Origin of the sequence: Streptomyces parvus, from assembly GCF_032121415.1 — a bacterium.
GTDB classification, from domain to species: Bacteria; Actinomycetota; Actinomycetes; order Streptomycetales; family Streptomycetaceae; genus Streptomyces; species Streptomyces globisporus_A.
On sequence record NZ_CP135079.1, the window covers coordinates 3861641 to 3886229 of the forward strand.

At 73.1% G+C, this 24589-nt stretch carries 21 protein-coding genes; 9 read left to right on the forward strand and 12 right to left on the reverse strand.

Translation table 11 applies throughout. From position 1 onward, the window contains the following. The first annotated feature begins 24 nt into the window (after window positions 1–24). Complete coding sequence (locus tag RNL97_RS18415) at window positions 25–2850, forward strand: glycosyl hydrolase (protein ID WP_313750958.1); 2826 nt, start codon at window positions 25–27, stop codon at window positions 2848–2850. 153 nt (window positions 2851–3003) lie between these two features. On the opposite strand, the gene RNL97_RS18420 is transcribed toward RNL97_RS18415, so the two are convergent. Beyond that, a complete protein-coding gene (locus RNL97_RS18420) occupies window positions 3004–4047 on the reverse strand; it encodes a LacI family DNA-binding transcriptional regulator (protein ID WP_030593540.1) in 1044 nt (347 codons plus the stop codon). 188 nt (window positions 4048–4235) lie between these two features. Between RNL97_RS18420 and RNL97_RS18425 the strand changes: the two genes are divergently transcribed. Next, entirely contained in the window at window positions 4236–4877 is a 642-nt protein-coding gene (locus RNL97_RS18425; protein ID WP_030593542.1) for a hypothetical protein, read from the forward strand. 80 nt (window positions 4878–4957) lie between these two features. Here the strand turns inward: RNL97_RS18425 and RNL97_RS18430 are convergent, their stop codons facing one another. The 5 genes from RNL97_RS18430 to RNL97_RS18450 form a co-directional block, all read right to left on the reverse strand. Further along, complete coding sequence (locus tag RNL97_RS18430) at window positions 4958–5311, reverse strand: PRC-barrel domain-containing protein (protein ID WP_030593545.1); 354 nt, start codon at window positions 5309–5311, stop codon at window positions 4958–4960. Window positions 5312–5548: 237 nt separating this feature from the next. Continuing rightward, a complete protein-coding gene (locus RNL97_RS18435; protein WP_030593548.1) occupies window positions 5549–6169 on the reverse strand; it encodes an NADPH-dependent F420 reductase in 621 nt (206 codons plus the stop codon). A gap of 193 nt (window positions 6170–6362) precedes the next feature. Beyond that, window positions 6363–7934 carry a PTS transporter subunit EIIC gene (locus RNL97_RS18440; RefSeq protein WP_313750959.1) on the reverse strand — a complete coding sequence of 524 codons (1572 nt, stop codon included), beginning with the start codon at window positions 7932–7934 and terminating at the stop codon, window positions 6363–6365. A 44-nt stretch (window positions 7935–7978) separates the two neighbouring features. Next, entirely contained in the window at window positions 7979–8950 is a 972-nt protein-coding gene (murQ, locus tag RNL97_RS18445) for an N-acetylmuramic acid 6-phosphate etherase (RefSeq protein ID WP_032766868.1), read from the reverse strand. 68 nt (window positions 8951–9018) lie between these two features. Beyond that, complete coding sequence (locus RNL97_RS18450) at window positions 9019–9936, reverse strand: MurR/RpiR family transcriptional regulator (RefSeq protein ID WP_030593557.1); 918 nt, start codon at window positions 9934–9936, stop codon at window positions 9019–9021. 139 nt (window positions 9937–10075) lie between these two features. On the opposite strand from RNL97_RS18450, the gene RNL97_RS18455 reads away from it, so the two are divergent. Then, window positions 10076–10447, forward strand: a complete 372-nt coding sequence (locus RNL97_RS18455) for a hypothetical protein (protein ID WP_243314664.1) — start codon at window positions 10076–10078, stop codon at window positions 10445–10447. Further along, window positions 10444–10770 (forward strand): DUF4031 domain-containing protein, encoded by a 327-nt coding sequence (locus RNL97_RS18460; RefSeq protein WP_050500267.1) that lies wholly within the window; start codon window positions 10444–10446, stop codon window positions 10768–10770. The genes RNL97_RS18455 and RNL97_RS18460 overlap by 4 nt, the downstream gene beginning before the upstream one ends. A gap of 54 nt (window positions 10771–10824) precedes the next feature. Here the strand turns inward: RNL97_RS18460 and RNL97_RS18465 are convergent, their stop codons facing one another. The 3 genes from RNL97_RS18465 to RNL97_RS18475 all read right to left on the reverse strand — a co-directional run bounded on the left by RNL97_RS18465 (window position 10825) and on the right by RNL97_RS18475 (window position 14329). Beyond that, window positions 10825–12081 carry a Cmx/CmrA family chloramphenicol efflux MFS transporter gene (locus RNL97_RS18465; protein ID WP_313751645.1) on the reverse strand — a complete coding sequence of 419 codons (1257 nt, stop codon included), beginning with the start codon at window positions 12079–12081 and terminating at the stop codon, window positions 10825–10827. A 111-nt stretch (window positions 12082–12192) separates the two neighbouring features. Then, complete coding sequence (locus RNL97_RS18470; RefSeq protein WP_030593566.1) at window positions 12193–13428, reverse strand: PQQ-binding-like beta-propeller repeat protein; 1236 nt, start codon at window positions 13426–13428, stop codon at window positions 12193–12195. A gap of 175 nt (window positions 13429–13603) precedes the next feature. Continuing rightward, window positions 13604–14329 carry an HD domain-containing protein gene (locus RNL97_RS18475; protein ID WP_313750960.1) on the reverse strand — a complete coding sequence of 242 codons (726 nt, stop codon included), beginning with the start codon at window positions 14327–14329 and terminating at the stop codon, window positions 13604–13606. A gap of 98 nt (window positions 14330–14427) precedes the next feature. On the opposite strand from RNL97_RS18475, the gene RNL97_RS18480 reads away from it, so the two are divergent. From RNL97_RS18480 to RNL97_RS18490, 3 genes are read left to right on the forward strand one after another with little or no spacing between them, the layout of a single operon-like run. Continuing rightward, window positions 14428–15177 (forward strand): LamB/YcsF family protein, encoded by a 750-nt coding sequence (locus RNL97_RS18480; protein WP_030593571.1) that lies wholly within the window; start codon window positions 14428–14430, stop codon window positions 15175–15177. Continuing rightward, a complete protein-coding gene (locus tag RNL97_RS18485) occupies window positions 15174–15884 on the forward strand; it encodes a 5-oxoprolinase subunit B family protein (RefSeq protein ID WP_243314670.1) in 711 nt (236 codons plus the stop codon). The genes RNL97_RS18480 and RNL97_RS18485 overlap by 4 nt, the downstream gene beginning before the upstream one ends. Beyond that, window positions 15881–16756: a 5-oxoprolinase subunit C family protein gene (locus tag RNL97_RS18490; RefSeq protein ID WP_243314672.1), complete on the forward strand. Its 876-nt coding sequence runs from the start codon at window positions 15881–15883 to the stop codon at window positions 16754–16756. Before RNL97_RS18485 ends, RNL97_RS18490 begins: the two co-directional genes overlap by 4 nt. 52 nt (window positions 16757–16808) lie before the next feature. Here RNL97_RS18490 and RNL97_RS18495 read toward each other — a convergent pair whose 3' ends face one another. Next, window positions 16809–19127 carry a heavy metal translocating P-type ATPase gene (locus RNL97_RS18495; protein ID WP_313750961.1) on the reverse strand — a complete coding sequence of 773 codons (2319 nt, stop codon included), beginning with the start codon at window positions 19125–19127 and terminating at the stop codon, window positions 16809–16811. A 256-nt stretch (window positions 19128–19383) separates the two neighbouring features. Between RNL97_RS18495 and RNL97_RS18500 the strand changes: the two genes are divergently transcribed. After that, the gene (locus RNL97_RS18500; RefSeq protein ID WP_243314675.1) at window positions 19384–20073 is read left to right on the forward strand and encodes a copper homeostasis protein CutC; all 690 of its coding nucleotides are present in this window, start codon (window positions 19384–19386) and stop codon (window positions 20071–20073) included. Window positions 20074–20156: 83 nt separating this feature from the next. Here the strand turns inward: RNL97_RS18500 and RNL97_RS18505 are convergent, their stop codons facing one another. Next, entirely contained in the window at window positions 20157–22259 is a 2103-nt protein-coding gene (locus RNL97_RS18505) for a HelD family protein (protein ID WP_243314676.1), read from the reverse strand. Window positions 22260–22685: 426 nt separating this feature from the next. On the opposite strand from RNL97_RS18505, the gene RNL97_RS18510 reads away from it, so the two are divergent. Further along, on the forward strand, window positions 22686–22874 hold the full coding sequence (locus tag RNL97_RS18510) for a hypothetical protein (protein ID WP_030591159.1): 189 nt from the start codon (window positions 22686–22688) through the stop codon (window positions 22872–22874). A 26-nt stretch (window positions 22875–22900) separates the two neighbouring features. Here the strand turns inward: RNL97_RS18510 and RNL97_RS18515 are convergent, their stop codons facing one another. Next, entirely contained in the window at window positions 22901–24544 is a 1644-nt protein-coding gene (locus tag RNL97_RS18515; RefSeq protein WP_030591160.1) for a DNA repair helicase XPB, read from the reverse strand. Window positions 24545–24589: the final 45 nt, after the last annotated feature.

Sequence of the window (24589 nt, forward strand, 5' to 3'; positions counted from 1 at the left end):
TCTCGAACGCGCTCTTCGCCCCCCATGATCGAGGTGCTGCTCGTGCTGACCTCCCTCTCCGGACTCGTTTCCCGAGTCACCCCCAGACCCGCGGCCGCGACGCTCCTCGCGATCGCCGTGGCCGCCGTGGGCCTGGGCCCCGCCGCTTCCCCCGCTGCCGCCGCCACCATCCCCGCCGGCGCCGGCAGCTACACCGACTCGCGCCCGGCCGGCACCCAGGGGCCGACCACCAACACCGGCGCGCCCGTCACCCCGAAGCTCACCAGCGCCGTGCGGGACAAGCCGGTCCCGACCAACGACTGGTGGTCCTCGCTGGCCTTCCAGCGCTACGGCGACAACCCGTACAGCACCCCCATGTACGGTCACCCGCTCACGTACCAGGCCAAGGCCTCCGGCCTGGAGGTCGGCTATCCGACCACGCCCGCGATCGTCGGCGACGGCCGCCAGTACGAGTACGCCCACAAAGCCGACCTCACCGTCGGGCTCTCCGGCCTGAACTCGCCCGACACCAAGGCCGACGCCTGGTCCGACTGGACCGTCACGCCCTACTGGGCCGACGCGTCGCGCACCTTCCGGGCCACCATCGGCCACGGGATGCCCTTCGTGTACGCCAAGGGCTCCGGCGGCGACGCCCGCATCACGACCGCCTCCGCGCCCACGGTCTTCTCCGACCAGGGCAACGTCCTCGGCATCACCGTCGCCGGGCACCACTACGCGCTCTTCGCGCCGACCGGCAGCGACTGGAACATCTCCGGTTCCACGATCACCGCCGGGCTCGGTTCCAAGGACTACTTCTCGCTCGCCGTGCTGCCCTCCACGGACGCGCTCGCCACCTACCGGAAGTACGCCTTCAGTTTCGTCACCGGATCCCAGGTGGCCTGGCAGACCACCGGCGGCAACGTACGGGCCACCTACAGCCTGACCACCGAGGCCAAGGAGGGCACCGAGCGCGGCACGCTCCAGGCCCTCTACCGCCACCAGTGGCTGCACACCTCCGACGCGCTGACCCCGTACACGTACGTGTCGCCGCGCGGCACGATGAAGGTGCGCGAGTCCGCCGCCTTCACCACCAGTCAGAAGAACAACGGCGTCGTGCCGGCTCTGCCCGCCTCCAGCGGTGTCGACAAGGCCCGGCTGACCGGCTACCTCAACGAGGTCGCGAACGCCGCCGACCCGTTCTCCGGAGCCACCGACACCTACTGGACCGGCAAGGCGCTCGGCCGGCTCGCCCAGCTGGTGCCCGTCGCCGACCAGATCGGCGCGACCGCCACCCGCGACAAGCTCCTCGGCCTGATGAAGGGCCGGCTCCAGGAGTGGTTCACGGCGGGCGGGGCCAGTGAGTTCAGCTACGACAAGGACTGGAAGACCCTCACCGGCTACCCGGCCTCGTACGGCAGCGACACCGAGCTCAACGACCACCACTTCCACTACAGCTACTACGTCTACGCGGCGGCGATCGTCGCCCAGTACGACCAGGCGTGGGCGGCCGACTCGGCCTGGGGCACGATGATCAAGCACCTGATCCGTGACACCGCCAACCCCAGCCGCACCGACTCCGCCTATCCCTTCCTGCGCGGCTTCGACGTGTACGCGGGCCACAGCTGGGCCTCCGGCCACCAGGGCTTCGCGGCGGGCAACAACCAGGAGTCGTCCTCGGAGTCCATCAACCTCAGCGCGGGACTGGTGCTCTGGGGCTCGGCCACCGGCGACAACAACCTCCGCGACCTCGGCAGCTACCTGCTGACGACGGAGTCCGAGGCGATCACCCAGTACTGGTTCGACGCCTCGCAGCAGGTCTTCCCCGCGTCCTTCGGCCACGACACGGTGGGCATGGTCTGGGGCAGCGGCGGCGCGTACTCCACCTGGTGGACCGCCAACCCGGAGGAGATCCACGGCATCAACGTCCTTCCGGTGACCGGCGGTTCGCTCCACCTCGCCCGCGAGAAGGCCGCCATCAAGCGGAACATCGCCGAGATGGAGCGCGAGAACGGCGGACCCGCCCAGGAGTGGCGCGACCTGCTCTGGGAGTTCGAGTCACTGTCCGACCCGGCGTCCGCGAAGGCGAAGTGGGACGGGGTGAACGGGAACTACACCCCCGAGCAGGGCGAGTCCAAGGCACACACCTACCACTGGATCAACACCCTCGCGGCGGTGGGCGCCCCCGACATGACGGTCAGCGGAGACATCCCGACCTCCGCCGTCTTCTCGAAGAACGGGACCCGCACCTACACCGCGCACAACCACGGCTCCACCGCCCGTACCGTGACCTTCTCCGACGGCAAGACCCTGTCCGTGCCCGCCCGTTCGACGGCCACGAGCACCGGGCCCGGTGGCACCGGCCCCGACCCGGAGGAGCCCGGGGAGCCCGGCACCGGCAACACCTTCCGCCTCAAGACCGGCGGCGTCCTCACCACCGCCACCACCGACCCGGCGGGCGCGGACACCATCGCCTCGGCCGACGGCGTCAACCGGGACGGCACCCCGTACCGCCCGACCGTCTACGAGGTGAAGAAGGTCAACGGCAAGGTCACCGCCGGGGCCGCCACCGCGTTCCGCCTCCGGGTGGACGCGGGCACGAAGGTCGGGCTCGCCCCGCAGGTCCGGGTCAGCTACGACCTGACCGGCGACGGCACCTTCGACCGAGCCGAGACCTTCCGCTACTTCGCGACCGACCCGGTGGGCGGCTGGGAGGAGTACACGCAGGCGGCGGGCGTCCAGGCGGCCACCGGCAGCCTGGGCGAGCTGAAGAACGGCACGGTCCGGCTGGAGATCTGGAACGCGCTCGGCAACGGCACGTCCCAGGTGCAGACCGGTACGGACGCGGCGGTGCTGCGGATTCCGTACCAGTGACCGCGGCCGGCCACCGGGCGGCCGACGGCCGGTGGACGGTGATCCGTACCGGCCGGCCCCTGGGGGACGGCCGGTACGGGTGACACAGGACGCGGCGGGTCTCCGGCTCCTCGGGCGGAGGCCCGCCGCCCGCATGCCCGGGGCGGCCCGGCTTCAGGCGGAGGCCCGCCGTACCAGTGTGGTCGGCGTGATCACCGACTCCGGGACGTCGCCGCTGCCCGTACGCTCCCGGTCCAGGGCGCGCAGCAGCAGGCGGGCCATCAGCCGCCCCTGCCCCTCGATCTCCTGGCCGACGGTCGTCAGCGGCGGATCCGTCTCCGAGGCCACCGAGTCCATGTCGTCGAAGCCCACCAGCGCCACCTGCTCCGGCACGGAGATCCCCCGCTCGCGCAGGACCCGCAGCGCGCCCGAGGCCATCAGGTCGTTGGCGACGAACACCGCGTCCAGGTCGGGTCGCCGGTCCAGCAGTTCCGCCATCGCCCGGGCCCCGCTCTCCACGGTGAACGCCCCGTCCGCGACGAGCGTCGGGTCCACGTCCAGCAGCACGTCCCGGTAGCCGTCCAGCCGGTCCATCGCGGAGGTCTGGTCGGCGGGCCCGGCGATGTGCGCGATACGCCGGCGCCCCAGGTCCCGCAGATACTGCACGGCCAGCCGCGCCCCGCCCCGGTTGTCCGCGTCGACGTACGGAACGGCCTGGTCGCCCGGGTCGGCGGTCCAGCTCGGCCGCCCGCCGTACACCGCCGGAATGCCCGCCCGCCGGGTGATGGCGGGCACCGGGTCGTCGGTGTGCAGCGAGAAGGCGAGCGCCCCGTCGACATGGCCGCCGGAGAGGTACCGGGCGATCCGGTCGAAGTCCCCGGGCCCCTCCACCAGCAGCAGGACGAGCTGGGTGTCGTGGGCGGTGAGCTCCTTGCTGATCCCCCGGATCTGCTGGGAGAAGAAGGGGTCCGAGAAGAACCGGGTCTCCGGCTCCGCGATGACCACGGCCACCGCTCCGGTGCGCCGCGTGACGAGGGTCCGCGCCGCGTGGTTCGGGATGTAACCCAGCTCCTCGACGGCTTTGAGCACCTTGTCCACGAGCGGCTTGCGGACACCGTCGCCCCCGTTGACGACCCGCGAGGCGGTGGCCCGCGACACCCCCGCGCGTGCCGCGACGGCTTCCAGGGTGGGCCGGGACCCGGGGGACTGCTCGGGCAAGGCGGTCGCTCCTTGTCGACGGGGCGGCGACACGCGGGCTGGTGCGTGCGTCTGCGGGTGCGTCTGCGGCCCGTGTGGACGGGTGCGTGGCGCGGGCTCGGTGTCGCCGCCGGATCGTCTACAGCCTAGCGCCGGGCGCCGACAGCGTTGAGAGCGCTCCCAGGAGCGGCTGTCGTTAGGCTGCTGCGATGACCGGTGACGAGGCGGTACGTGAGGGAGTACGGGCAGGGGCACGGGCGGCACGCCGCCTGGTGGAGCTGGGCGGGTGCGAGCTGCGACCCGGTCTGAGCGATGCGGAGTTCGACCGGATCGAGGCGGAGTACGGCATCGCGTTCGCCCCCGACCACCGCGGTTTCCTGGCGGCCGGGCTGCCGGTGGACCGGGCGGCGCCGCGGGAGGAGGGCGAGTCCCCGCGGAACCCGTGGCCGAACTGGCGGGACGGCGACCCCGAGCTGATCCGGGAGCGGCTGGGGTGGCCGGTGGAGGGGCTTCTGTTCTCGGTGGAGCACGGCTGGTGGCTGCCCGGCGGACGGTGGGGGCCGCGCCCGGCGGACCCGGCGGAGGCCGTCGCGGCGGCACGGGCCGCGCTCTCCTCCGTGCCGACACTGATCCCGCTCTACTCGCACCGGTATCTGGCGTCGGAGGCGGGCGCGGAGACGGGTGCTCATGGGCGGCCGGTGCTCTCCGTCGTCGGTGCGGACACCATCCACTACGGGCGGGACCTCGCGGAGTGGGTGGAGCGGGAGTTCGGGGACCCGGGCCCGGGGGAGCGGTGGCGGGAGCCTGCCGCCGGGGACCGGGTGCCGTTCTGGTCGGGCCTGGCGGGATGAGGGCTCACGCGTGAGACGGCGGGGCCGACCCCTCCTCGGGGTCGGGCCCGCCGCCGTTCGGGGGCGTACGCCGGTCGCCGTCACATGACGCGGTACGCCATGTAGTGCGCGGACAACTGCTCGTGGTAGGCCGGGTCCTCGGTCTGCTGGTGACGGTCGAACTCCGGGGAGTCCTTGACCTGCTCCTTGGTGAGGTCGACGTAGACCTTCCGGTCCTCCGCGTCGATGCGCTTCACCGTGCCCGCGGGCAGCAGGACGTGCTTGCCGAAGATCCAGACCCCGGTGTCGACGAGCAGATAGGCCGAGCCCACCTCGTCGGAATGCTTGTCGACCTTTCCGATACTGCCGTCGGTCGCCTCGACCGAATAGCCGGTGAGATCGATGCCCGCGGTGTGACCGCTCGACGGCTGGTAGCCCCAGAGGGAGTCGCTCATTGTGGCTCCTTTCGCGAAGGTCGCCTGGCTCGTTCTTGTGGCGTTCTTACGGCGGATCATCGATGCATGGCCGCTGTTTCCGCTGGACTTCGTGTGCCCGGGGAGGGGCGGCCTACACCCGGTGCGACCACCGGTACCACCGGCCCCGTCGGCCGCCTCTGGCGGCGGGGCGGACGCAGAACCCACGTGCGGCTGCCGACGGGGGAGTTCCCGGGCGCTTCGTGATCCGTCGAGCGGCTACGGACGGGTGACCACCTTGATGTTGAAGGTGTGGGAGTCCACCCCGCCCGCGATCCCCATGAACAGGAACGCGAAGTGCTCCTGTCCGCGCGCGGTCGTGATGCCGCCGATGTCCAGCTGGGAGGAGGCCGGCCAGCCGAGGTCCGTGAGCAGCCGGCCCGTGGTGGCCTTGGCCCCGGGGTCGTCGCCGGAGAGGAAGACCGTGCCCGGCTCGGTGAGCTCGCCCGGGGCGGCCATCGTGGTCGAGTCCATCGTGCAGAGCGTCTTGACGACGGGGGTCAGGGGGAACGCCTCCTGGATCAGTTCGCCCAGGCTGCTGTTGGGGTGGGTGAGGGCGCTGAAGTCGTCGGAGAGGCCGACCCCGACGTCGATCAGCAGGGTGCCGGCCAGCGCCGGGGCCCCGATCGAGCGGAGCAGGTCCACCGAGACGCCGCCGGGCGTCGCGTTGACCAGGACCTCCGCGTGTGCTGCCGTCTCGTCGAGGCCCGCGACGGGCAGGCCGAGATCGGTCCGTTCCTTCGGATGACGCGATCCGAGGAGGACGTCGTGCCCCGCGGCGCGCCAGCCGGTGGCCAGGGCGCGGGCGACATTTCCGGTGCCGAGCAGTCCGATGCGCATGAGGACGACGCTAGGCGGCGGGGCGCGGCGGGCGGATCGGTCCGGAGACCGGTGTGGGGCGGCCCTTGAGGCGTAGTCCGCAGGACGCGGTGCGCGGTCCGTGGGACGTGGTCCGTAGAACGTGTCGGCAGGACGCGGCCGGGGCGCCGCCCACAGAGGTGGGTCGGCGCCCCGGCCGCGCGCGAGCCGGAGGTCAGACCCCCGCCGGGGCCTTCGCCGGGGAACCCGGGTCCGTGTTGCCGGAGTCCGGGCCGCCCGGGGTGGGGGGCGTGGTCGCCGGGGGCGTGCCGCCCGTGGCGGCGATCGTGGACGCGGTCGGTTCCTGGGAGACGTCGAACTCGGCCAGCAGGTCCTTGCTGAAGCCGAAGAAGTACGTCGTCAGGAAGCCGGCGACGTAGCCCACCAGCAGGCCGCCCGCGTAGATCGCGATCGTCGAGCCCAGGCCGTGGTTGCCGTCCAGGAGCGGGAACAGGGCCCAGCCGGACGGGCCGATGGCCGTCGAGCCCACCGTGTCGCCGAGCTGGTTGAACAGGCCGACGAAGCCGCCTCCGAACGCCCCGCCCACGCACGCCGTGACGAACGGGCGGCCCAGCGGGAGCGAGACGCCGTAGATCAGGGGTTCGCCGACGCCCAGCAGGCCCGCCGGGAGCGCCGACCTGATCGTGCGGCGGATCGACTCGTTGCGGGGGAGGCGGAAGTAGACCGCCATCGCCGCGCCGACCTGGCCCGCCCCGGCCATCGCCAGGATCGGCAGCAGGACCGTGTAGCCCTGCTGCTCGATGAGGGTCGTGTGGATCGGGATCAGCGCCTGGTGCAGGCCCAGCATGACCAGGGGCAGGAACAGGCCGCCGAGTACGAAGCCCGCGCCCGCGCCGCCGTTGGAGAGCAGCCAGTCGGCGAACGTACCGATCGCGGAGGAGATCTCCCCGGCCACGTACATCAGGCCGAAGATCGTGGCCAGCCCGGAGATCAGGACCGTCAGGGTCGGGGTGACCAGGACGTCCAGCGCCTCCGGCACCCACCGGCGGCACCACTTCTCCACGTACACCGCGAGCACCGCCGCGCCCAGCGCACCGAGCACACCGCCCTGGCCCGACGAGAGCGTCTGGCCGAAGGCGTCGATGTTCGCGACGCCCGGGAAGACGATGATCGCCGCCACCGCACCGCCCAGGATCGGCGTCCCGCCGAACTCCTTCGCCGTGTTGTAGCCCACGAACACCGCGATCAGCGCCATGAAGCCCGACGCCATCGCCGCCAGCGCGGGCGTCACGGCGGGCAGCCACTCCAGGTTCACCAGCAGGCCGTTGAGGCCCGCGATGATCCCGCAGCCGATCAGCGCCGGGATCAGCGGCACGAAGATGTTGGCGATCTTCCGCAGGAACAGCTTGAAGGGGGTCGCGTTCTTCGCCTTCTGCTGTGCTTTGATCGCCGCGCCCTGCGCCGCCAGATCGTCGGACGAGACGGCGGCCGGACCCCCGGGTTCGGGTGCCGGGGCGCTCTCGCGCTCCTCCTCGACCAGCTGCTCGAACTCCGGGGTGACCCGGGCGACCGTGCCCGGACCCAGCACGATCTGGTACGTGTCGTCCTCGACGACGCCCATCACGGCGGGCAGGGCCTTCAGCGCCTCGTCGTCGACGAGGGACCGGTCGTGCAGCCCGAGACGGAGCCGGGTCATGCAGTGGGCGATGGAGGCGACGTTCGCGGCCCCGCCGACGAGCGGCAGGATCGCGGCCGCGGTGGCGCGGTTCTTGTCTTCAGTGGCCATGGTGCTGGGTGCCTTGCTGTGCGGGGGTGGGGAGCCCGGGTGGGTCAGGTGGTGCGTACGGCCGCGAGAGCGGCGCGCAGGTGGCCGTCGGACTCGGTGAGGAGCCGGGCGGCGGTGGGGCCGTCGACCTGGCCGAGGATGACCAGGATCGCGTTCTTGACCTCGCCGTCGGTGGCGGCGAGGGCGGCCTCGATCGCGGTGTCGGACGCGCCGGTGGCCAGGGAGACGATGTGGCGGGAGCGGGCCCGCAGCTTCTCGTTGGAAGCGCGGACGTCGACCATGAGATTCCCGTACGTCTTGCCGAGCCGGATCATCGTGACCGTCGAGATCATGTTGAGGACCAGCTTCTGCGCCGTGCCCGCCTTCAGCCGGGTCGAGCCGGTGAGCAGCTCGGGTCCTGTGACGACCTCCAGGCCGTGTTCCGCCGCCGCGGCGAGCGCCGACTCCGCGTTGCAGGAGAGGCCGATCGTCAGGGCCCCCCGCTCGCGGGCGTGCTCGACCGCGCCGATCGCGTACGGGGTGCGACCGGAGGCGGAGATGCCGACCACCGTGTCGTCGGCCGTCAGCTTCAGCGCGTCCAGGTCGGCGGCGGCCAGCTCCTTGCTGTCCTCCGCGCCCTCGACGGCGGTGACCATGGCGGAGGGGCCGCCCGCGATCAGGCCGACGACCTCGGACGGGTCGGTGTTGAAGGTGGGCGGGCACTCGCTGGCGTCCAGCACCCCGAGGCGGCCCGCCGTGCCCGCGCCCGCGTAGACCAGCCGGCCGCCGCGGGCCATGCGCTCGGCGGTGGCGTCGATGGCCGCGGCGATCTGCGGCAGCCGCTCGGCGACGGCGGCCGGGACCGTGGCGTCCTCGCCGTTCATGATCCGCGCGATCTCCTCGGTGGACAGCCGGTCGATCTCGGCCAGCTCGGGGCGGAACGCCTCGGTGGTGAGGGTGGCCAGCTGGGCACGGAGCTCGCCGTACGTCCCGGAGGTCCCGGGGGTGTCGGTGTTCGCGTCGGTGGTGGAGGTCATGAGGTGCGGCTCAGCTTTCTCGGGGTGCTCGGACGTGTACGCGTACGGGTATGGGGCGGCGGTGGCTGTCAGCGGGTGCGCGGGGTGTGGCGGTGGGCGAGCGCCTCGTAGGAGGCGGCCAGGGCGGGCGCGGCGGTCTCGTAGGTCCGCTGCGCGACGCCTATGAACAGGCAGTCGACGACGAGCAGCTGGCTCGTCCGGCTCGACATGGCGGCGGGGCGCAGCTCGCTCTCGCGTGCGGTCGACGTGGTCAGCACATGGTCCGCGTACTGCGACACGGGCCCGTCGGGCCGCCCGGTGATCGCGATCGTCGTCGCCCCGCGGTCGAAGGCGACCCGCAGCGGCTCGATCACATCGCCGGTGGAGCCGGAGTGCGTGATCGCGATGGCCACGTCGCCGCTGCGCAGCTGCACGGCGTTGGTCACCGCGAGGTGCGGGTCCATGTGGGCGTGGGCGATCAGCCCGATCCGGAGCAGCTTCTGCGCCAGGTCCTGGCCGACGAGGGAGGACGCCCCGACACCGTAGACGTCGATGCGGCGGGCGGTCGACGCGGCGGCGACGGCCGCCCCCAGCTGTACCGTGTCGAGCCCGGCGGCGGTGTCGGCGAGGGTCTGCTGCTCGTCGTAGGCGAGCTTGGCGACCACGTCGGCGATCGGGTCGTCCACCGCGATGTCGGCGGTGACGGCCGGGGCCCGGCCCGACTCCTGGTGCGCGGCGAGGCCGGCCAGCGCGAGGCGCAGGTCCCGGTAGCCGGGGTAGCCGAGGAGGCGGGCGGTGCGGACGACGGTGGCTTCGCTGGTGCCGGTGCGCTCGGCGAGACCGGTGACGGTGAGGGCGGCGCAGCCGGCCGGGTCGCCCGCCACGGCTTCGGCGACCAGCTGCATCGAGCGGGTCATGGAGGGGGCGAGGGTCCGGACCTTGGCGGCGAGGGCCGCGGGGGCCGGCGGCGAGTCGCTGCTGAAAATTTCCTTCACATCACTGGTCACATCTGAAAGATATTTTCAACCTCGGGGTCCGTCAACCCTCTGTGGTCCGGACCTCTGGCGGGATCTCTCGCCGGGTCTTCGGCGGGGGTCCGGCGAGATCTCCGGAGGGGCCTTCCGCGCGCGGGCGCACAATGGGGGCATGGAGTTGAACCCCCTGGAGCAGGCCCTGCACGCCGCCCGCGCACGCGTCATGGCCGATGTGGCGGCGGCCGACGTCGCCGAGGCGGACGTCGTCTCGCTGGTCGAGGACGCGGTGACGCACCGCCGGTGGTGGCTGGAGCAGTGGCCCGAAGGCGCGGAGTTCGTCGCCGGCCTGGTCGCCCAGGACGTCCAGGACGCCCTGCTGGAGCGGTACGGGCGGTGGCCGCTGTGCCCCGCCTGTTCGCCGGAGGACGAGCCGCACGCCCTGGACGTCGAGCCGGAGCTCGGGCCCGACCCGCACTGGGTCTGCACCAAGGCGGCGGTGGCGGTGGCGCCGGTGGGGGCGCTGGGCGAGGTGCTGCGGCGGTGACGCTCTACATCGACCCGCCCACCTGGCCCGGACACGGCCGCCTCTGGTCGCACCTGGTGAGCGATGTCTCGTTCGAGGAGCTGCACGCCTTCGCCGCCGCGATCGGCTGCCCGCCGCGCGCCTTCGAGCGCGACCACTACGACGTACCGGAGGCGCACTACGCGGACGCGGTACGGGCCGGGGCCCGGGAGGTCGGCTCGAAGGAGCTGGTCCGGCGCCTCACCGCGGCCGGGCTGCGCAGGCCGAAGGGGCGGCCGGCACCGACGGGGAGTCCTGCGCCCACGGCGCGCCGTGCGCCGGCGGAGCCCTCGACGCCCGGGTAGCGGGCCCGCCGGGGGGTGCCGGCGGTGTGCGGCTGCCCGGTCGTGGGCCGCCCCTCACGCGCCCGTCGAGGGGACCGAGTCCGCTCGCGCCGGCCGCTCCGCGCGAGCCGCCGTGCTCTTCGCGATCAGCCGGGACCGGGACCGCGTCCCGCCGGTCCCGTCCGCGCCGCCGCGCTGGAGGCGTAGCGCCACGCCCACCGCCGCCAGGGCCAGGGCCGTCATCGCCGCGCCCGCCCAGGCCGTGGAGGCGAAGCCGAAGTCCAGGTCGATCACCGTGCCACCGAGCCACGGGCCACTCGTGTTGCCCAGGTTGAACGCCGCCGTCGTGGTGGCTCCGGCCAGCGTCGGGGCGGCCCCGGCAAGGTTGAACATCCGGGCGTTGAGCGCGGGGGCCGTGAAGAAGGCGGACAGGCCCAGCAGGAAGGACAGCGCGATCACCGCGATCTGGCTGGAGGCGAACAGGGCCAGCGCCACCAGGAACACCGTGGACGCCGTGATCCCGCTCAGCAGCACCCCGAAGAGATGCGCGTCCGCGACCCGGCCGCCGACCATCGTGCCGATCAGCGCGCCCACCCCGAACAGGCCGAGGATCCACGGCACCCAGCCCGAGTCGAGGCCCGCCACGTCCGTCAGCAGCGGTGCCAGGTAGCTGAACGCGCAGAACACCCCGCCCGCCGCGAGCGCGGTGATCACGATGGCCAGCCAGACCTGCCGGTCCCGGTAGATCGCCAGCTCCCGCTTCAGCTCGGGCTTCTTCTCGGGCAGCGGGATGCGCGGGATGCGGGTCACCACACCGGCCAGGGCCACCGCCGAGGCCGCGCCCACCGCCCAGAACGCCGACCGCCAGCCGAGGTGCTCGCCGAGGAAGGCCCCCAGCGGTACGCCCAGCACGTTGGCGACGGACAGGCCGCCGATCATCACGGCCATGGCCCGGGCCCGCTGGTTCACCGGGATCATCGCGATGGCCACGGCCGCGCCGACCGCCCAGAAACCCGCACAGGCGAGCGCGCTCACGACGCGGGAGGCGAAGAGGATCTCGTACGTCGGGGCCAGCGCACCGGCGATCTGCCCCAGGCCGAAGACCGAGATCAGCGCGATGAGCGTGGTGCGGCGCGGCAGCCGCAGCGTGGCGACGGCCAGCAGCGGGGCGCCGACCACCATGCCGATCGCGAACGCCGATATGAGGAGCCCGGCCTGCGGGATCGACACGTTCATGTCGTCGGCGATCGGCGGGAGCAGGCCCGACAGCATGAACTCGCTGGTGCCGAGTGCGAAGACCGAGAGGCCGAGAATGTATACGGCCAGGGGCATGGGTGCGCGGCGGGAGGGAGAGTCGGGCATGACTCGTCCCAACGCCGGAGAAGGCTTCCGCATTCCCCGGCGCCGGGAGGGCGGCCCGCCTGTTCACGCCCCCGTCATGTGTCACACGGGCAGGGCGTGGAGCTTCTTGCCGTGCAGGGCGTAGACGCGCTTCCCGTCGGTGGCCACCAGCCAGGCGTGGTGGTCGCCGGACTTGTCGTTGAACGTCCAGCGCAGCCCGCCCGTCTTCGCGTCGAAGGCGTGGACGCCGCCCTGCGGGTCCAGGTCGGTGGCCGCGTAGAGGGTGCCGCCCGCCTTGACGAACTGCCGGGGCACCTGCGCGCTCGCGTCCTTGAGGGCCGTGGACTGCCAGACCTTCTTTCCGGTCCCCGGCCGCAGGGCCCACAGCGTGCGGCCGCTGTCCCCGATGTACAGCACGTCCTCCACGATGCTCGGCTCACGGAACGTGGTGAACTCCTCGGCCTCGACCGACCACTTCTCGGCCCCGTCCGACAGCGCGAAGGCCTGGAGCCGCTGCCCCTGCGGAACGATCACCAGATCCTGGTGGACGACGAACGGCCCGTAGCTCGTCTTCGTCGTCTTCTGCGTCCACACCTGCCTGCCGGTGGCGGTGTCGCGGACCGTGAGGTTGTTCTTGAAGTCGGTGTAGACGAGATAGCGGCCCTGTACGGCGGCGTGGATGCCGTTCTGCTCGGTGCCGAGGTCGCGCTGTTCCTTCCAGGCGACCTTTCCCGTGGTGCTGTTCAGCGCGGCGATCACGTTGGTGTGGGACGAGTGGTCGGCCTCCAGGATCTCGGCGATGACGTACACCTGCTCCCCGTCCACCGCGATCGGCCTGGGCTGCCGGTACTCCTTGCCGAGGTGGCTGCGCCAGGTCTCCTTGCCGGACCCCGGTACGTAACCGATGACGTTGCCGTCGTACCGGCCGCTGGCCAGGTACAGCGTGTCGTTGCCGAGCAGCAGCGGCGCACCGGGCACCGCGCCGCCGGGCAACGACCACCGCTCCTTGCCCGTCGCGCCGTCGAGCGCGGCCAGCGGATCGCCGCTCGCGATGACCACGCCGTCCACGGTCACCAGCTCGTCGTTGTCCCCGTACGTCTGCGCCGAGACCGACTTCGTCCACAGCGGCGCGGGGGCCCCGCCGTCCGAGGGCGCCTTGCCGTTCTCGGGGGAGGCGCTGCGCGGCGGCGGCGTGCTGCCCTCGCCGCCGGTCGCGAGCTCGTCCTCGCAGCCGGTCAGGCCGGCTCCGAGCACCGCCATCGTGAGACCGCCCCCCGCCAGTCGCAGGATTCGCCGCCGGGAGGTTCTGCCGACCGTCGTGCCGAGTCCCTTGGACATTTCGCCTTACCCCCGTGGAGTTGTCTGAGCGGAAAGATGAACAGGCTGCCTTTGCAGGGTGTGTGCATCTGCGATGCCCGACGTTAGCGGTCGAGGGGCTCCACCGGTCGGACGAGGGCATGACCGGGACGACACCGTGAACGAACCGGAACATTCACGGGGGTGTGACGCGTGGTCAGCCGGTGCCGGTGCCGGTGTCTGTGCCTGTGCCTGTGCCTGTGCCGGACGAGGTCAGCAGCTCCAGCTCCGTCGCCAGGTTGTGCCGGGCCCGCGCCTCCCACTCCGCCGCGCCGTAGGGGGTACGGAACAGCCGTGGCAGGCGCAGGAGTTGGCGCAGGACCGCCGCCCGGCCCGCCCGGAACGCCTCGTCCGGGACGAAGCCGTACTCCTCCCGGACCTGGGCCGCGTACGCCGCGTACTCCTGCGGGCCGCCCGCCAGGATCGCCAGGTCGGCGTCGCACAGCACCTCCCCGTTGCGGTCGCCGTCGGCAGGGTCGTGCGTGACGGTGAGCCGGACCAGCCGGGCGACCTCCGCCGACACCGCGGCCGGCACCCCCGCCTCGGGCAGTGCGCGCTCGGCGAGGGCGGCGCTGCGCTCCTCGTTCTCGCTCCGGTCGGGCCGGTACACCGCGTCGTGGAACCAGGCGGCGAGCCGTACCGCGTGCACGTCGTCGGCGTGGCCGGCCAGCGCGTCGACCCGGTCCAGGACCGTGCTCAGGTGGGCGGTCGTGTGGTAGCGGCGCTGCGGTTCGGCCCAGCGGGCGAGGAGGTTTTCGGCGTACGGCAGCGGATCGGGGCCGTCCGCCCCGGCGCGCGCGGCCACCAGCGTGTCGTGCCAGCGGCCCCGGAGGCCGGCCTCGGCGTCGGATCCCTGGGGCGGGTGGGGGCTGTGGTCCGTCATGGGGCGACTCTAGGACGTACGGGTTCCGAGGAGGGATTCCGCCCTCCGGACCGCCCTTGTCGCCCCGGCCCGGACGGGCCTACCGTGCGCCCGTGATGATGGATCTCAACGCCGACCTCGGCGAGGGCTTCGGCACCTGGACCCTGACCGACGACGACGCGCTCCTCGCCTGCGTCACGAGCGCCAACGTGGCCTGCGGCTTCCACGCGGGCGACGCCTCCGTGATGCGGCGGGTCTGCGATGCGGCGGCGGCCGGCGGCGTACGGATCGGGGCGCAGGTCTCCTACCGCGACCTGGCCGGGTTCGGGCGCCGGTCGATGGACGTGCCGTCCGCCGAGCTGACCGCCGAGATCGCCTACCAGATAGGCGCGTTGCGGGTCTTCGCCCAGGCCGCCGGATCCACCGTCTCGTACGTCAAACCGCACGGCGCCCTCTACAACCGGGCCGTCTGGGACGACGACCAGGCCGCCGCCGTCGTCGCGGGCGTCCGTCTCGCGGGCGGAGACCCGGCCGTGCTCGGGCTGCCCGGATCCCGGCTGCTCGCCCACGCGTCCGAGGCCGGACTGCCCGCCGTGGAGGAGGCCTTCGCCGACCGCGCGTACACCCCGCAGGGCACCCTCGTGCCGCGCGGTGAGCCGGGCGCGGTGGTGCACGACCCGGACGACGTCGTACGCCGGAGCGTCGGGATGGCCGTCGAGCGGGTGGTGACCGGGGCGGACGGCAGCCGGATACCGGTCTCGGCGCGCTCGCTCTGCGTCCACGGGGACACCCCGGGCGCGGCGGCTCTCGCCCGCCGGGTGCGGGCCGCACTGGAGGAAGCGGGCGTCGCGGTACGGGCGTTCGCGTGACCGGCCCGGGGGAGCTGCGCGTCCTGCCCGCCGGCCCGCACGCGCTGCTCGTCGAGCTGGCCGACGGCGAGCACGCCGAGGCCTTCCACGCCGAACTGCTGAGGCGTCGCGAGCGCGGCGGACTCCCCGCCGTGCGCGACATCGTCCCCGCCGCCCGTACCGTCCTGCTCGACGGGATCGCGGAGCGCACACCCGGGGCCCGGGACCGGTTGGCGCGGGAGCTCGCCTCGTGGCGGGTGGAGCCGCTGCGCCGCGAGAGCGTCGAGCCGGTGGAGGTCCCCGTGGTCTACGACGGCCCCGATCTCGACGAGGTCGCCGCGTTCTGGGGCGTCGGGGCCGACGGGGTGGCCGCCCTGCACTCCCGTACCGCGTTCCGGGTGGCGTTCTGTGGGTTCGCCCCCGGGTTCGGCTATCTCACCGGGCTGCCCGAGCGGCTGCACGTGCCCCGGCGCACGACCCCGCGCACCCGGGTCCCGGCCGGGGCGGTGGCCCTCGCCGGCCCCTACACGGGGGTGTACCCGCGCCCCTCGCCGGGCGGCTGGCAGATCGTCGGGCGGACGCCGGATCCGGGGGCCCTGTGGGACCCGGGCCGGGAACCGGCGGCGCTGCTGGTGCCGGGGACGCCGGTCAGGTTCGTCCCGGTGGGGGCGGGGAAGGCGGCCACGCTGCCCACTCCCCGCGCGGACGGCGACCGGGTGGACACATGACGCCCGCCGCCCGCCACCACCTGCACGTCGTACGCCCCGGAGCGCTGACCACCGTGCAGGACGCGGGCCGCCCCGGCCGGGCGCACCTCGGGGTCGGGCGGGCCGGGGCGCTGGACGCGCCCGCCGCCCGGCTGGCCAACCGGCTGGTGGGCAACCCGCCGGACGCCGCCGTCCTGGAGACCACCCTCACCGGATGCGCGGTCCGCCCGGACCGGCCCGTGGTGGCCGTCGTGGGCGGGGCCGGCTGCCGGGTGACGGTCGACGGGCGGCCGGTGGCGTGGGGGGCGCCGGTACGGGTCCCCGCGGGCGCGGTGCTGGACGCGGGGCCCGCCGGGACCGGACTGAGGAGCTACCTGGCGTTCGCGGGCGGGCTGGTGCCGGACCCGGTGCTGGGCAGCCGTTCGGCGGACCTCCTCTCGGGGCTCGGGCCCGCCCCGCTGAGCGAGGGCGACGAACTCCCGCTGGGTGACCCGGCGTCGGGCGGCCCGCCGCCGCACGCCGGTCCCGTCCCCTGGCCGGGCGCCCCCGCCGAACTGGTGCTCCCGGTTCATCCCGGGCCCCGCCACGACTGGTTCACCGAGGCCGCGCTCCGTACGCTCCTCACCGCCGCCTACCGGGTCTCACCGCACAGCAACCGCATCGGCCTGCGCACGGAGGGCCCGCCGCTGGAGCGGTCCCGTACGGAGGAACTGCCCAGCGAGGGCATGGTGCTGGGCGCGATCCAGGTGCCGCCCGACGGCCGGCCCGTCGTCTTCCTCAACGACCATCCGACGACCGGCGGTTACCCGGTCGTCGGGGTCGTCCCCGAACGGGCCCTCGCCGCGGCGGCGCAGGCGGTGCCGGGAACCAGGCTGCGATTCGTACGCGCCTGAGCGCGGCGGGACCCTCCCGGTCCCACCGCGCTCAGGCTCCGTGACGGAGGCCTCACGCCGCCTTGAAGGTGCGCAGTCGCAGGGAGTTGCCGACCACGAAGACCGACGAGAAGGCCATCGCGGCCCCGGCGATCATCGGGTTGAGGAGCCCGGCGGCGGCCAGCGGGAGCGCGGCGACGTTGTAGGCGAAGGCCCAGAACAAATTGGTCCGGATGGTGGACAGCGTGCGGCGGGAGAGGCGGATCGCGTCGGCGGCGGCGTTGAGGTCGCCGCGGACCAGGGTCAGGTCCCCGGCCTCGATGGCGGCGTCGGTGCCGGTGCCCATCGCGAGCCCCAGGTCGGCCTGGGCGAGGGCGGCGGCGTCGTTGACCCCGTCCCCGACCATCGCGACCGAACGGCCCTCGGCCTGAAGGCGCTTGACCACGTCGACCTTGTCCTGCGGCATGACCTCCGCGTACACCTCGTCGATGCCGACCTCGGCCGCGACGGCCTCCGCCACGGCCCGGTTGTCACCGGTGAGGAGGATCGGGGTCAGACCGAGGGCGCGGAGCCGGCGTACGGCCTCGGCGCTCGTGTCCTTGACCGCGTCGGCGACCTCCAGTACCGCCCGCGCCTCGCCGTCCCAGGCGACGGTGATCGCGGTGCGTCCGGCGGCCTCCGCGGCCTTCTTCGCCTCGGCGAGAGGGGCGGGAAGGCGGATCTCCCACTCGGCCAGGAGCTGTTCGCGCCCGACGAGGACGGTGTGGCCCTCGACGGTGCCCTGGACGCCGAGGCCGGGGATGTTGGTGAAGTCCTCGGGGGTGGGGAGGGGGCCGGTGGCGGTGGTGGCGGCGGTGGCGACGGCTTGGGCGATGGGGTGTTCGGAGGCGTTCTCCAGGGCTCCGGCGATCCGGAGTGCTTCGGTGGTGTCGGTGGTGTGGGTGGTGTGGGTGGTCTGGAGGGTCATGCGTCCGGTGGTGACGGTGCCGGTCTTGTCGAGGACGATGGTGTCGACGCGGCGGGTGGTCTCCAGGACTTCGGGGCCTTTGATGAGGATGCCGAGTTGGGCTCCGCGTCCGGTGCCGACCATGAGGGCGGTGGGGGTGGCGAGGCCGAGGGCGCAGGGGCAGGCGATGATGAGGACGGCGACGGCTGCGGTGAAGGCGGCGGTGAGTCCGGCGCCGTTGCCGAGCCAGTAGCCGAGGGTGGCGAGGGCGAGGGTGATGACGATGGGGACGAAGACGGCGGAGATGCGGTCGGCGAGGCGTTGGGCGGAGGCTTTGCCGTTCTGGGCGTCCTGGACGAGTTCGGCCATGCGGGCGAGTTGGGTGTCGCCGCCGACGCGGGTGGCTTCGACGACGAGGCGTCCGCCGGCGTTGAGGGTGGCGCCGGTGACGGTGTCGCCGGCGGTGACCTCCACGGGCACGGACTCGCCCGTGAGCATCGAGGCGTCCACGGCCGAGGAGCCCTCGACCACTGTCCCGTCCGTCGCGATCTTCTCCCCGGGACGGACGACGAAACGGTCGCCGACCTGCAACGCCGAGGTGGGGATCGTCGTCTCCGCGCCGTCGCGCAGGACCGTGACCTCCTTCGCCCCCAGCTCCATCAGAGCCTTCAGCGCCGCCCCGGCTTTCCGCTTCGAACGCGCCTCGAAGTAGCGTCCGGCGAGGATGAAGGCCGTCACCCCGGCCGCGGCCTCCAGGTAGATGTTCCCGGCGCCGTCGCTGCGGGCGATGGTGAACTCGAAGGGGTGCGTCATGCCGGCCATGCCCGCCGTCCCGAAGAACAGCGCCCACACCGACCAGAGGAACGCGGCCGACGTACCGACGGAGATCAGCGTGTCCATCGTCGCCGCGCCGTGCTTCGCGTTCGTCCAGGCGGCCCGGTGGAACGGCCAGGCCGCGTAGGTGACGACCGGTGCGGCCAGCGTCAGGGAGAGCCACTGCCAGGAGTCGAACTGGAGCGCCGGGACCATCGCCATGGCGATCACCGGTACGGCGAGGAGGACGGCGGTGACCAGCCGCTGGCGCAGGGTGGTGAGCCCGTCGTCCTCGGTCGCGTGCCGTTCCGGATCACCGCTCCCCGGGGGCGGGGCAGCGGTTTCGGCTGCGGGCGGAGCGGGCGGCCGGGCGGTGTAGCCGGTGGCCTCGACGGTGGCGATCAGATCCTCGACGGACACGTCGGTGCCCGCGTAGGTGACCTTCGCCTTCTCGGTGGCGTAGTTGACGGTGGCTTCGACGCCGTCCATCCGGTTGAGCTTCTTCTCGATACGGGCCGCGCACGAGGCGCAGGTCATCCCGCCGATCGCGAGCTCGACCGCGGTGGTACCGGCCTCGGCCCCGGCGGGGGTTTCGGCGGCGGTGGTTGCGGTGGTGGCGGAGTGCGCGGACACGGGGGTCCTCCCTGAAGCCGTCCCATATACCCCTAGGGGGTATATCTAACTCTCCTCATGTATACCCCCCTCCCCTATGAAGTGCAAGGTGTGGCGGGAGGGGTGCGTCACTCGTCTGCGGGGCCGGGTCGCGCCCCGTCGCGCCTGTGCGTTCAGATAGAGGGCTGCGCGGCCCGTCGGCCACCCGTAGGCTGGCCATTGGACTAGACCTATAGCCGTGTAGGCCTGTAGTTGTGTATCGGAGGAATGGGGACCCATGAGCAACCGTGCAGTCCTGGAGGTGATCGCTCTCGACGCGGAGGACGCGGTCGCTGCCCAGGCCGGTGGTGCAGACCGCCTCGAACTGGTCACCGACATGGCCGCCGACGGTCTCACACCGTCCCGGCAGACCTTCGCGGCGATCAGGTCCGCCGTGGACATTCCGCTGCGCGTGATGCTCAGGACGGCGGACGGCTTCGCCGCCGGTGACATCGATGTACTGGTCGGCCGGGCCCACGAGCTGCGGGAGGCGGGGGCCGAGGAGTTCGTGTTCGGCTTCCTCGACGCGGAGGGCCACGCCGACCTCGTCGCCGTCGAGCGGCTCGCCGCCGAGCTGGACGGCTGCCGGTGGACGTTCCACCGGGCGATCGACCGGTGCGTCGACCGCGACGCCCTGCGCAAGCAGCTCGCGGACCTGCCGGGCCTCGACACGTTCCTCACGGCGGGCTCCCCGGCCGGGGTGGACGCCGGTATCCCGACCCTCCTGGCCGAGGCGGCCCGCAGCGGCGAGCCGGGATACCAGGCGCGGGTCCTGGTCGGCGGCGGCCTGCACCTGCACCACCTGCCCCAGCTGCTGGCGGCGGGGATCGACGCGTTCCACATCGGCGGCGCGGCGCGGCCGGCGGGCTGGTCGGCCCCGGTCGACGCGGCGGCGGTTCGGGAGTGGCGCGAGGCGCTGGACGCCTGAGGCCCGAGGCCCGGCGGGGGAGTGGAGGGGGCGGGACCCAGGGACCGGAGAGCCCCGCCCTCCGCATCCCGCCCCCCCCGGGTCTACGCCTGATCCTGAACCAGCACCTCCGGCAACGGGGCCGAGTGCAGCACGGTCAGCCCCGACACCGCACGGGTCAGCGCCACGTACAGCCGCCGCAGCCCGGTCCGCTCGTCCGGCTCGCCGTCCACCACGGCCGCCGGCTCGTCCAGCACCACGTAGTCGTACTCCAGGCCCTTCGCCAGCGACGCGGGCACCAGCGTCAGCCGGGACGCGGCGGTGGTCTCCTCACCGGGCGAGAGATACGCATGGCCCGCCGCCTCCAGCGCCGCCCCCAGCACCGGGACGCGGGCGTCGGCCGCGATCAGCCCGATCGACCCCTCGTGGCGCAGCGACTCCTCGCAGGCGGCGACGACGGCCGCGTCCAGCTCATCCGCCGACGCCACCTCCCGCACGGCCAAGGAGCCCGGCGACTCCCGCACCGACTCCACCGCCGCCAGCCCCGGCGAGATCGCGGGCAGCAGCCGGGAGGCGTACGCGATGACCTCGCGCGGCACGCGGAACCCCGCCGTCAGTTCCTCCACCACCGCGTCCGCCTTGCCCAGGTGGAACAGCGCCTCGCCCCAGCTCTCCGTGGACCACGGGGTCGTCCCCTGCGCGAGGTCGCCGAGGACGGTGGCCGAGCCGGTCGAGCAGCGCCGCCCCACCGCCCGGTACTGCATGGGGGACAGGTCCTGCGCCTCGTCGAGCACGACATGGCCGAGCGAGTGCGTACGGGCGACGAGGTCACCGGCCTCGTCGATCAGCACGGCGTCGGCCGCCGACCACTTCGCGGACTTCACACTGCGGGCGGGCTTCGCCCACAGCAGCCGCTTCTGCTCCTCCTCGCTCAGCACCCCCTCCGCGTTCGCGGCCAGGAACTCCGCGTCGGACAGCAGCCGCAGCACGACCTTCGCCGGGTCCACGGCGGGCCAGACCGCCTTGACGGCCGCCTTGACCGCGGGATTCCGGGCCACGGCGTTCTGCACCCGGTCGTCGGGGGCCTCCCCGGCCTCCTCCATCCGTACGAGGACGGCGTGCGCGATCCGCTGCGGCAGCGCCTCGTGCGCGGCCCCGTACCGCATGTCGCGGGCCAGCAGCTCGTCGACCATCTGCTGGATCTCGTACGCGGGCACCCGCCAGCGCCGGGAGCCGCGCACCACGACGACGGGCTCGGTGGGAGCGGTCACATGCGAGCGGACGGCCCGCCGCAGCACCTCGGCCATGCGGGCGTCGCCCTTGACCACGGCGGTGGCCGCCTCGTCCTCGCCCCGCACCTCGACACCGGTGCGCACCAGATCGTCGACGGTGGCCTGCTTCACCTCCAGCTCGCCGAGGGCCGGCAGCACCTGCTCGATGTAGTGGAGGAAGGAACGGTTCGGCCCGATGACGAGGGTGCCGGTACGGGCGAGCCGCTCGCGGTGCGCGTACAGCAGGTACGCCACCCGGTGCAGGCCGACGGCGGTCTTCCCGGTGCCGGGCCCGCCCTGCACGCAGACGGTGCCGCCGAGGCCGCTGCGGACGATCTCGTCCTGCTCGGGCTGGATGGTGGCGACGATGTCGCGCATCGGCCCGACGCGGGGCCGCTCGATCTCGGCCTGGAGGAGCCGGCTGGTGTGCTCTGCCTCCGCCGGATCGGTGAGGTGCTCGTCCTCGTACGCGGTCAGCTCACCGCCCGTGTAGCCGAAGCGGCGGCGCAGCCCCACGTCCTGGGGGTCGGCGCGGGACGCCTGGTAGTACGGCTGGGAGACCGGGGCGCGCCAGTCGATGACCATCGGGTCACCGGCGGCGTCGTGGACGTGGCGGCGGCCGATGTAGAACCGTTCGCCGTCCGCGCCCTCGGCCAGTTCGCCGCCGACGGCGTGCAGATAGTCGAGGCGGCCGAAGAACAGCGGGGTGTGCGAGAGATCGGCGAGCGCCTTGATGCGGTCGTCGATCTGGGCCTGGAGCACGGCGGCGTTGACCCAGTTCGCGGTGACATCGCGGATATCGAGGGCCTGGACGTCCTCGCGCATCCCGCGCAGGGCGGCGCGGGACGCGGCGAGATGGGCACGTTCGTGCGCCAGGGGGTCGGTGCCGCCGGTGGGGTCGGGGGTGGGATCGCTCTCAGCTACGTGCGCGGGCACGGTGTTGCCTCCGGCTCTTCAACGCAGGACGGCGGGCCGCGCGCCGCGACCGGCGTGGGCCGGAGCAGGGCGGTCCGCTCGGAAGGTTGGTTCGCGTGGGTGCCGGCCGGTTTCCGTCCGGCCGACGGCGCTCCCCCGGCTGCCGGCAGCGAAAGGCCGGTACCACGGTGCGGGAGGCGGGCAGACCGGCGATTGTAGCCACAGGGCGGCGCACGGTCGAAACGAATTACAGGGTTCCGCCGGCGTACGGGCCCGGCCGGCGACGGGCTCCGCCGTCCGCACGGGCTCCGCCCGGGGGAGCGGGTCCAAGGGGTACCCGTAGGGGATGCCGGGCCCCGGCATGGCACCGCAGACCTACCCGCCCGCTCACCGGCTTCCGTCTGCGGGCCGACGCGCCCGAACGGGTGACGGGAGCACCATGGATACATGAGCACAGCCACCCTGAACCCACGCACGACCGGCCCCGCGCACGGCGCGACCGCGGCGACCGGTGACCACCGACCCCACCGCGTCGGCGACGCGCTGCGCGCCGTGAAGGTGTTCGTGACGACGGCGTTCGGCGTCGCCGTCCTGGGGGAGTACGCGGAAGAGGCGGGCGTGCGGCGGGCCCGCTGAGGGCCCGCCGCGGCCTTCTCGGTCCCTCAGCTCCCGGCGAGGAGCTCGTCCGCGTCGACGATGCGGTACGCGTACCCCTGCTCGGCCAGGAAGCGCTGGCGGTGCGCCGCGAAGTCCTGGTCGATGGTGTCGCGGGCGACGACCGAGTAGAACCGGGCCTCGTGCCCGTCGGCCTTCGGCCGCAGGACGCGGCCCAGCCGCTGGGCCTCCTCCTGGCGTGAACCGAAGGTGCCGGAGACCTGGATGGCGACGGTGGCCTCGGGCAGGTCGATGGAGAAGTTGGCGACCTTGGAGACGACGAGGACGCTGATCTCCCCGTTCCGGAACGCGTCGAAGAGCTTCTCGCGCTGGGCGTTGCTCGTCTCCCCCTTGATGACGGGCGCGTCCAGGTGTTCGCCCAGCTCATCCAGCTGGTCGATGTACTGCCCGATGACGAGCGTCTGCTCGCCGCGGTGCTTGCGCACCAGCGCCTCGGTCACCTTCCGCTTGGTGGCGGTGGTGGCGCAGAACCGGTACTTCTCCTCCGTCTCGGCGGTCGCGTAGGCGAGCCGCTCGGAGTCGGTGAGGTTGACGCGGACCTCGACGCAGTCGGCGGGCGCGATGTAGCCCTGCGCCTCGATCTCCTTCCAGGGCGCGTCGAACCGCTTGGGCCCGATGAGAGAGAACACGTCGGACTCCCGCCCGTCCTCCCGCACGAGCGTCGCGGTCAGACCCAGCCGCCGCCGGGCCTGGAGGTCGGCGGTGAACTTGAAGACGGGGGCGGGCAGCAGGTGCACCTCGTCGTAGACGACGAGCCCCCAGTCACGGGAGTCGAAGAGCTCCAGGTGCGGGTAGACGCCCTTCCGCCGGGTGGTCAGCACCTGGTAGGTGGCGATGGTGACCGGCCGGATCTCCTTGCGGGTCCCGCTGTACTCGCCGATCTCGTCCTCGGTGAGGGAGGTCCGCTTCACCAGTTCGTGCTTCCACTGGCGGGCGGAGACGGTGTTGGTGACGAGGATCAGCGTGGTGGCCTTGGCCTGGGCCATGGCACCGGCCCCGACGAGGGTCTTCCCGGCCCCGCAGGGGAGCACCACAACCCCCGACCCACCGTGCCAGAAGCCCTCCACGGCCTGCTTCTGGTAGGGCCGCAGCGCCCAGCCGTCCTCGGCCAGCTCGATCGGATGGGCCTCCCCGTCGACGTAACCGGCGAGGTCCTCGGCAGGCCACCCGAGCTTGAGCAGCGTCTGCTTGACCTGCCCGCGCTCGGAGGGGTGCACGGCCACGGTGTCCGGGTCGATCCGGGCCCCGACCAGCGGCTGGACCTTCTTCGACCGGAGGATCTCCTCCAGCACGGGCCGGTCGGTGGTGGTAAGCACGAGCCCGTGCACGGGGTGCTTGGAGAGGGTGAGCCGCCCGTACCGCGCCATCGTCTCGGCGATGTCGACCAGGAGCGCGTGCGGCACGGGATACCGGGAGTACTCGACGAGCGCGTCGACGACCTGCTCGGCGTCGTGCCCGGCGGCGCGGGCGTTCCACAGCCCGAGCGGGGTGACCCGGTACGTGTGGATGTGCTCGGGCGCACGCTCCAGCTCCGCGAACGGCGCGATGGCACGACGGCAGGCGTCCGCCTGGTCGTGGTCGACTTCGAGGAGCAGCGTCTTGTCGCTCTGGACGATGAGGGGTCCGGTCACGCGCTTCGGCCCTTTCTGCGGGGTACGGCCACGGCTGCGGCCAAA

What these genes read in the sequence shown, in the direction of transcription:
- RNL97_RS18415 (WP_313750958.1), top strand. Translation starts at nt 25, where the DNA reads ATGATCGAGGTGCTGCTCGTGCTGACCTCCCTCTCCGGACTCGTTTCC.
- RNL97_RS18425 (WP_030593542.1), top strand. Translation starts at nt 4,236, where the DNA reads ATGACCGGTGACGAGGCGGTACGTGAGGGAGTACGGGCAGGGGCACGG.
- RNL97_RS18430 (WP_030593545.1), bottom strand. Translation starts at nt 5,311, where the DNA reads ATGAGCGACTCCCTCTGGGGCTACCAGCCGTCGAGCGGTCACACCGCG.
- RNL97_RS18435 (WP_030593548.1), bottom strand. Translation starts at nt 6,169, where the DNA reads ATGCGCATCGGACTGCTCGGCACCGGAAATGTCGCCCGCGCCCTGGCC.
- RNL97_RS18440 (WP_313750959.1), bottom strand. Translation starts at nt 7,934, where the DNA reads ATGGCCACTGAAGACAAGAACCGCGCCACCGCGGCCGCGATCCTGCCG.
- murQ (WP_032766868.1), bottom strand. Translation starts at nt 8,950, where the DNA reads ATGACCTCCACCACCGACGCGAACACCGACACCCCCGGGACCTCCGGG.
- RNL97_RS18455 (WP_243314664.1), top strand. Translation starts at nt 10,076, where the DNA reads ATGGAGTTGAACCCCCTGGAGCAGGCCCTGCACGCCGCCCGCGCACGC.
- RNL97_RS18465 (WP_313751645.1), bottom strand. Translation starts at nt 12,081, where the DNA reads ATGCCCCTGGCCGTATACATTCTCGGCCTCTCGGTCTTCGCACTCGGC.
- RNL97_RS18470 (WP_030593566.1), bottom strand. Translation starts at nt 13,428, where the DNA reads ATGTCCAAGGGACTCGGCACGACGGTCGGCAGAACCTCCCGGCGGCGA.
- RNL97_RS18475 (WP_313750960.1), bottom strand. Translation starts at nt 14,329, where the DNA reads ATGACGGACCACAGCCCCCACCCGCCCCAGGGATCCGACGCCGAGGCC.
- RNL97_RS18480 (WP_030593571.1), top strand. Translation starts at nt 14,428, where the DNA reads ATGGATCTCAACGCCGACCTCGGCGAGGGCTTCGGCACCTGGACCCTG.
- RNL97_RS18490 (WP_243314672.1), top strand. Translation starts at nt 15,881, where the DNA reads ATGACGCCCGCCGCCCGCCACCACCTGCACGTCGTACGCCCCGGAGCG.
- RNL97_RS18500 (WP_243314675.1), top strand. Translation starts at nt 19,384, where the DNA reads ATGAGCAACCGTGCAGTCCTGGAGGTGATCGCTCTCGACGCGGAGGAC.
- RNL97_RS18510 (WP_030591159.1), top strand. Translation starts at nt 22,686, where the DNA reads ATGAGCACAGCCACCCTGAACCCACGCACGACCGGCCCCGCGCACGGC.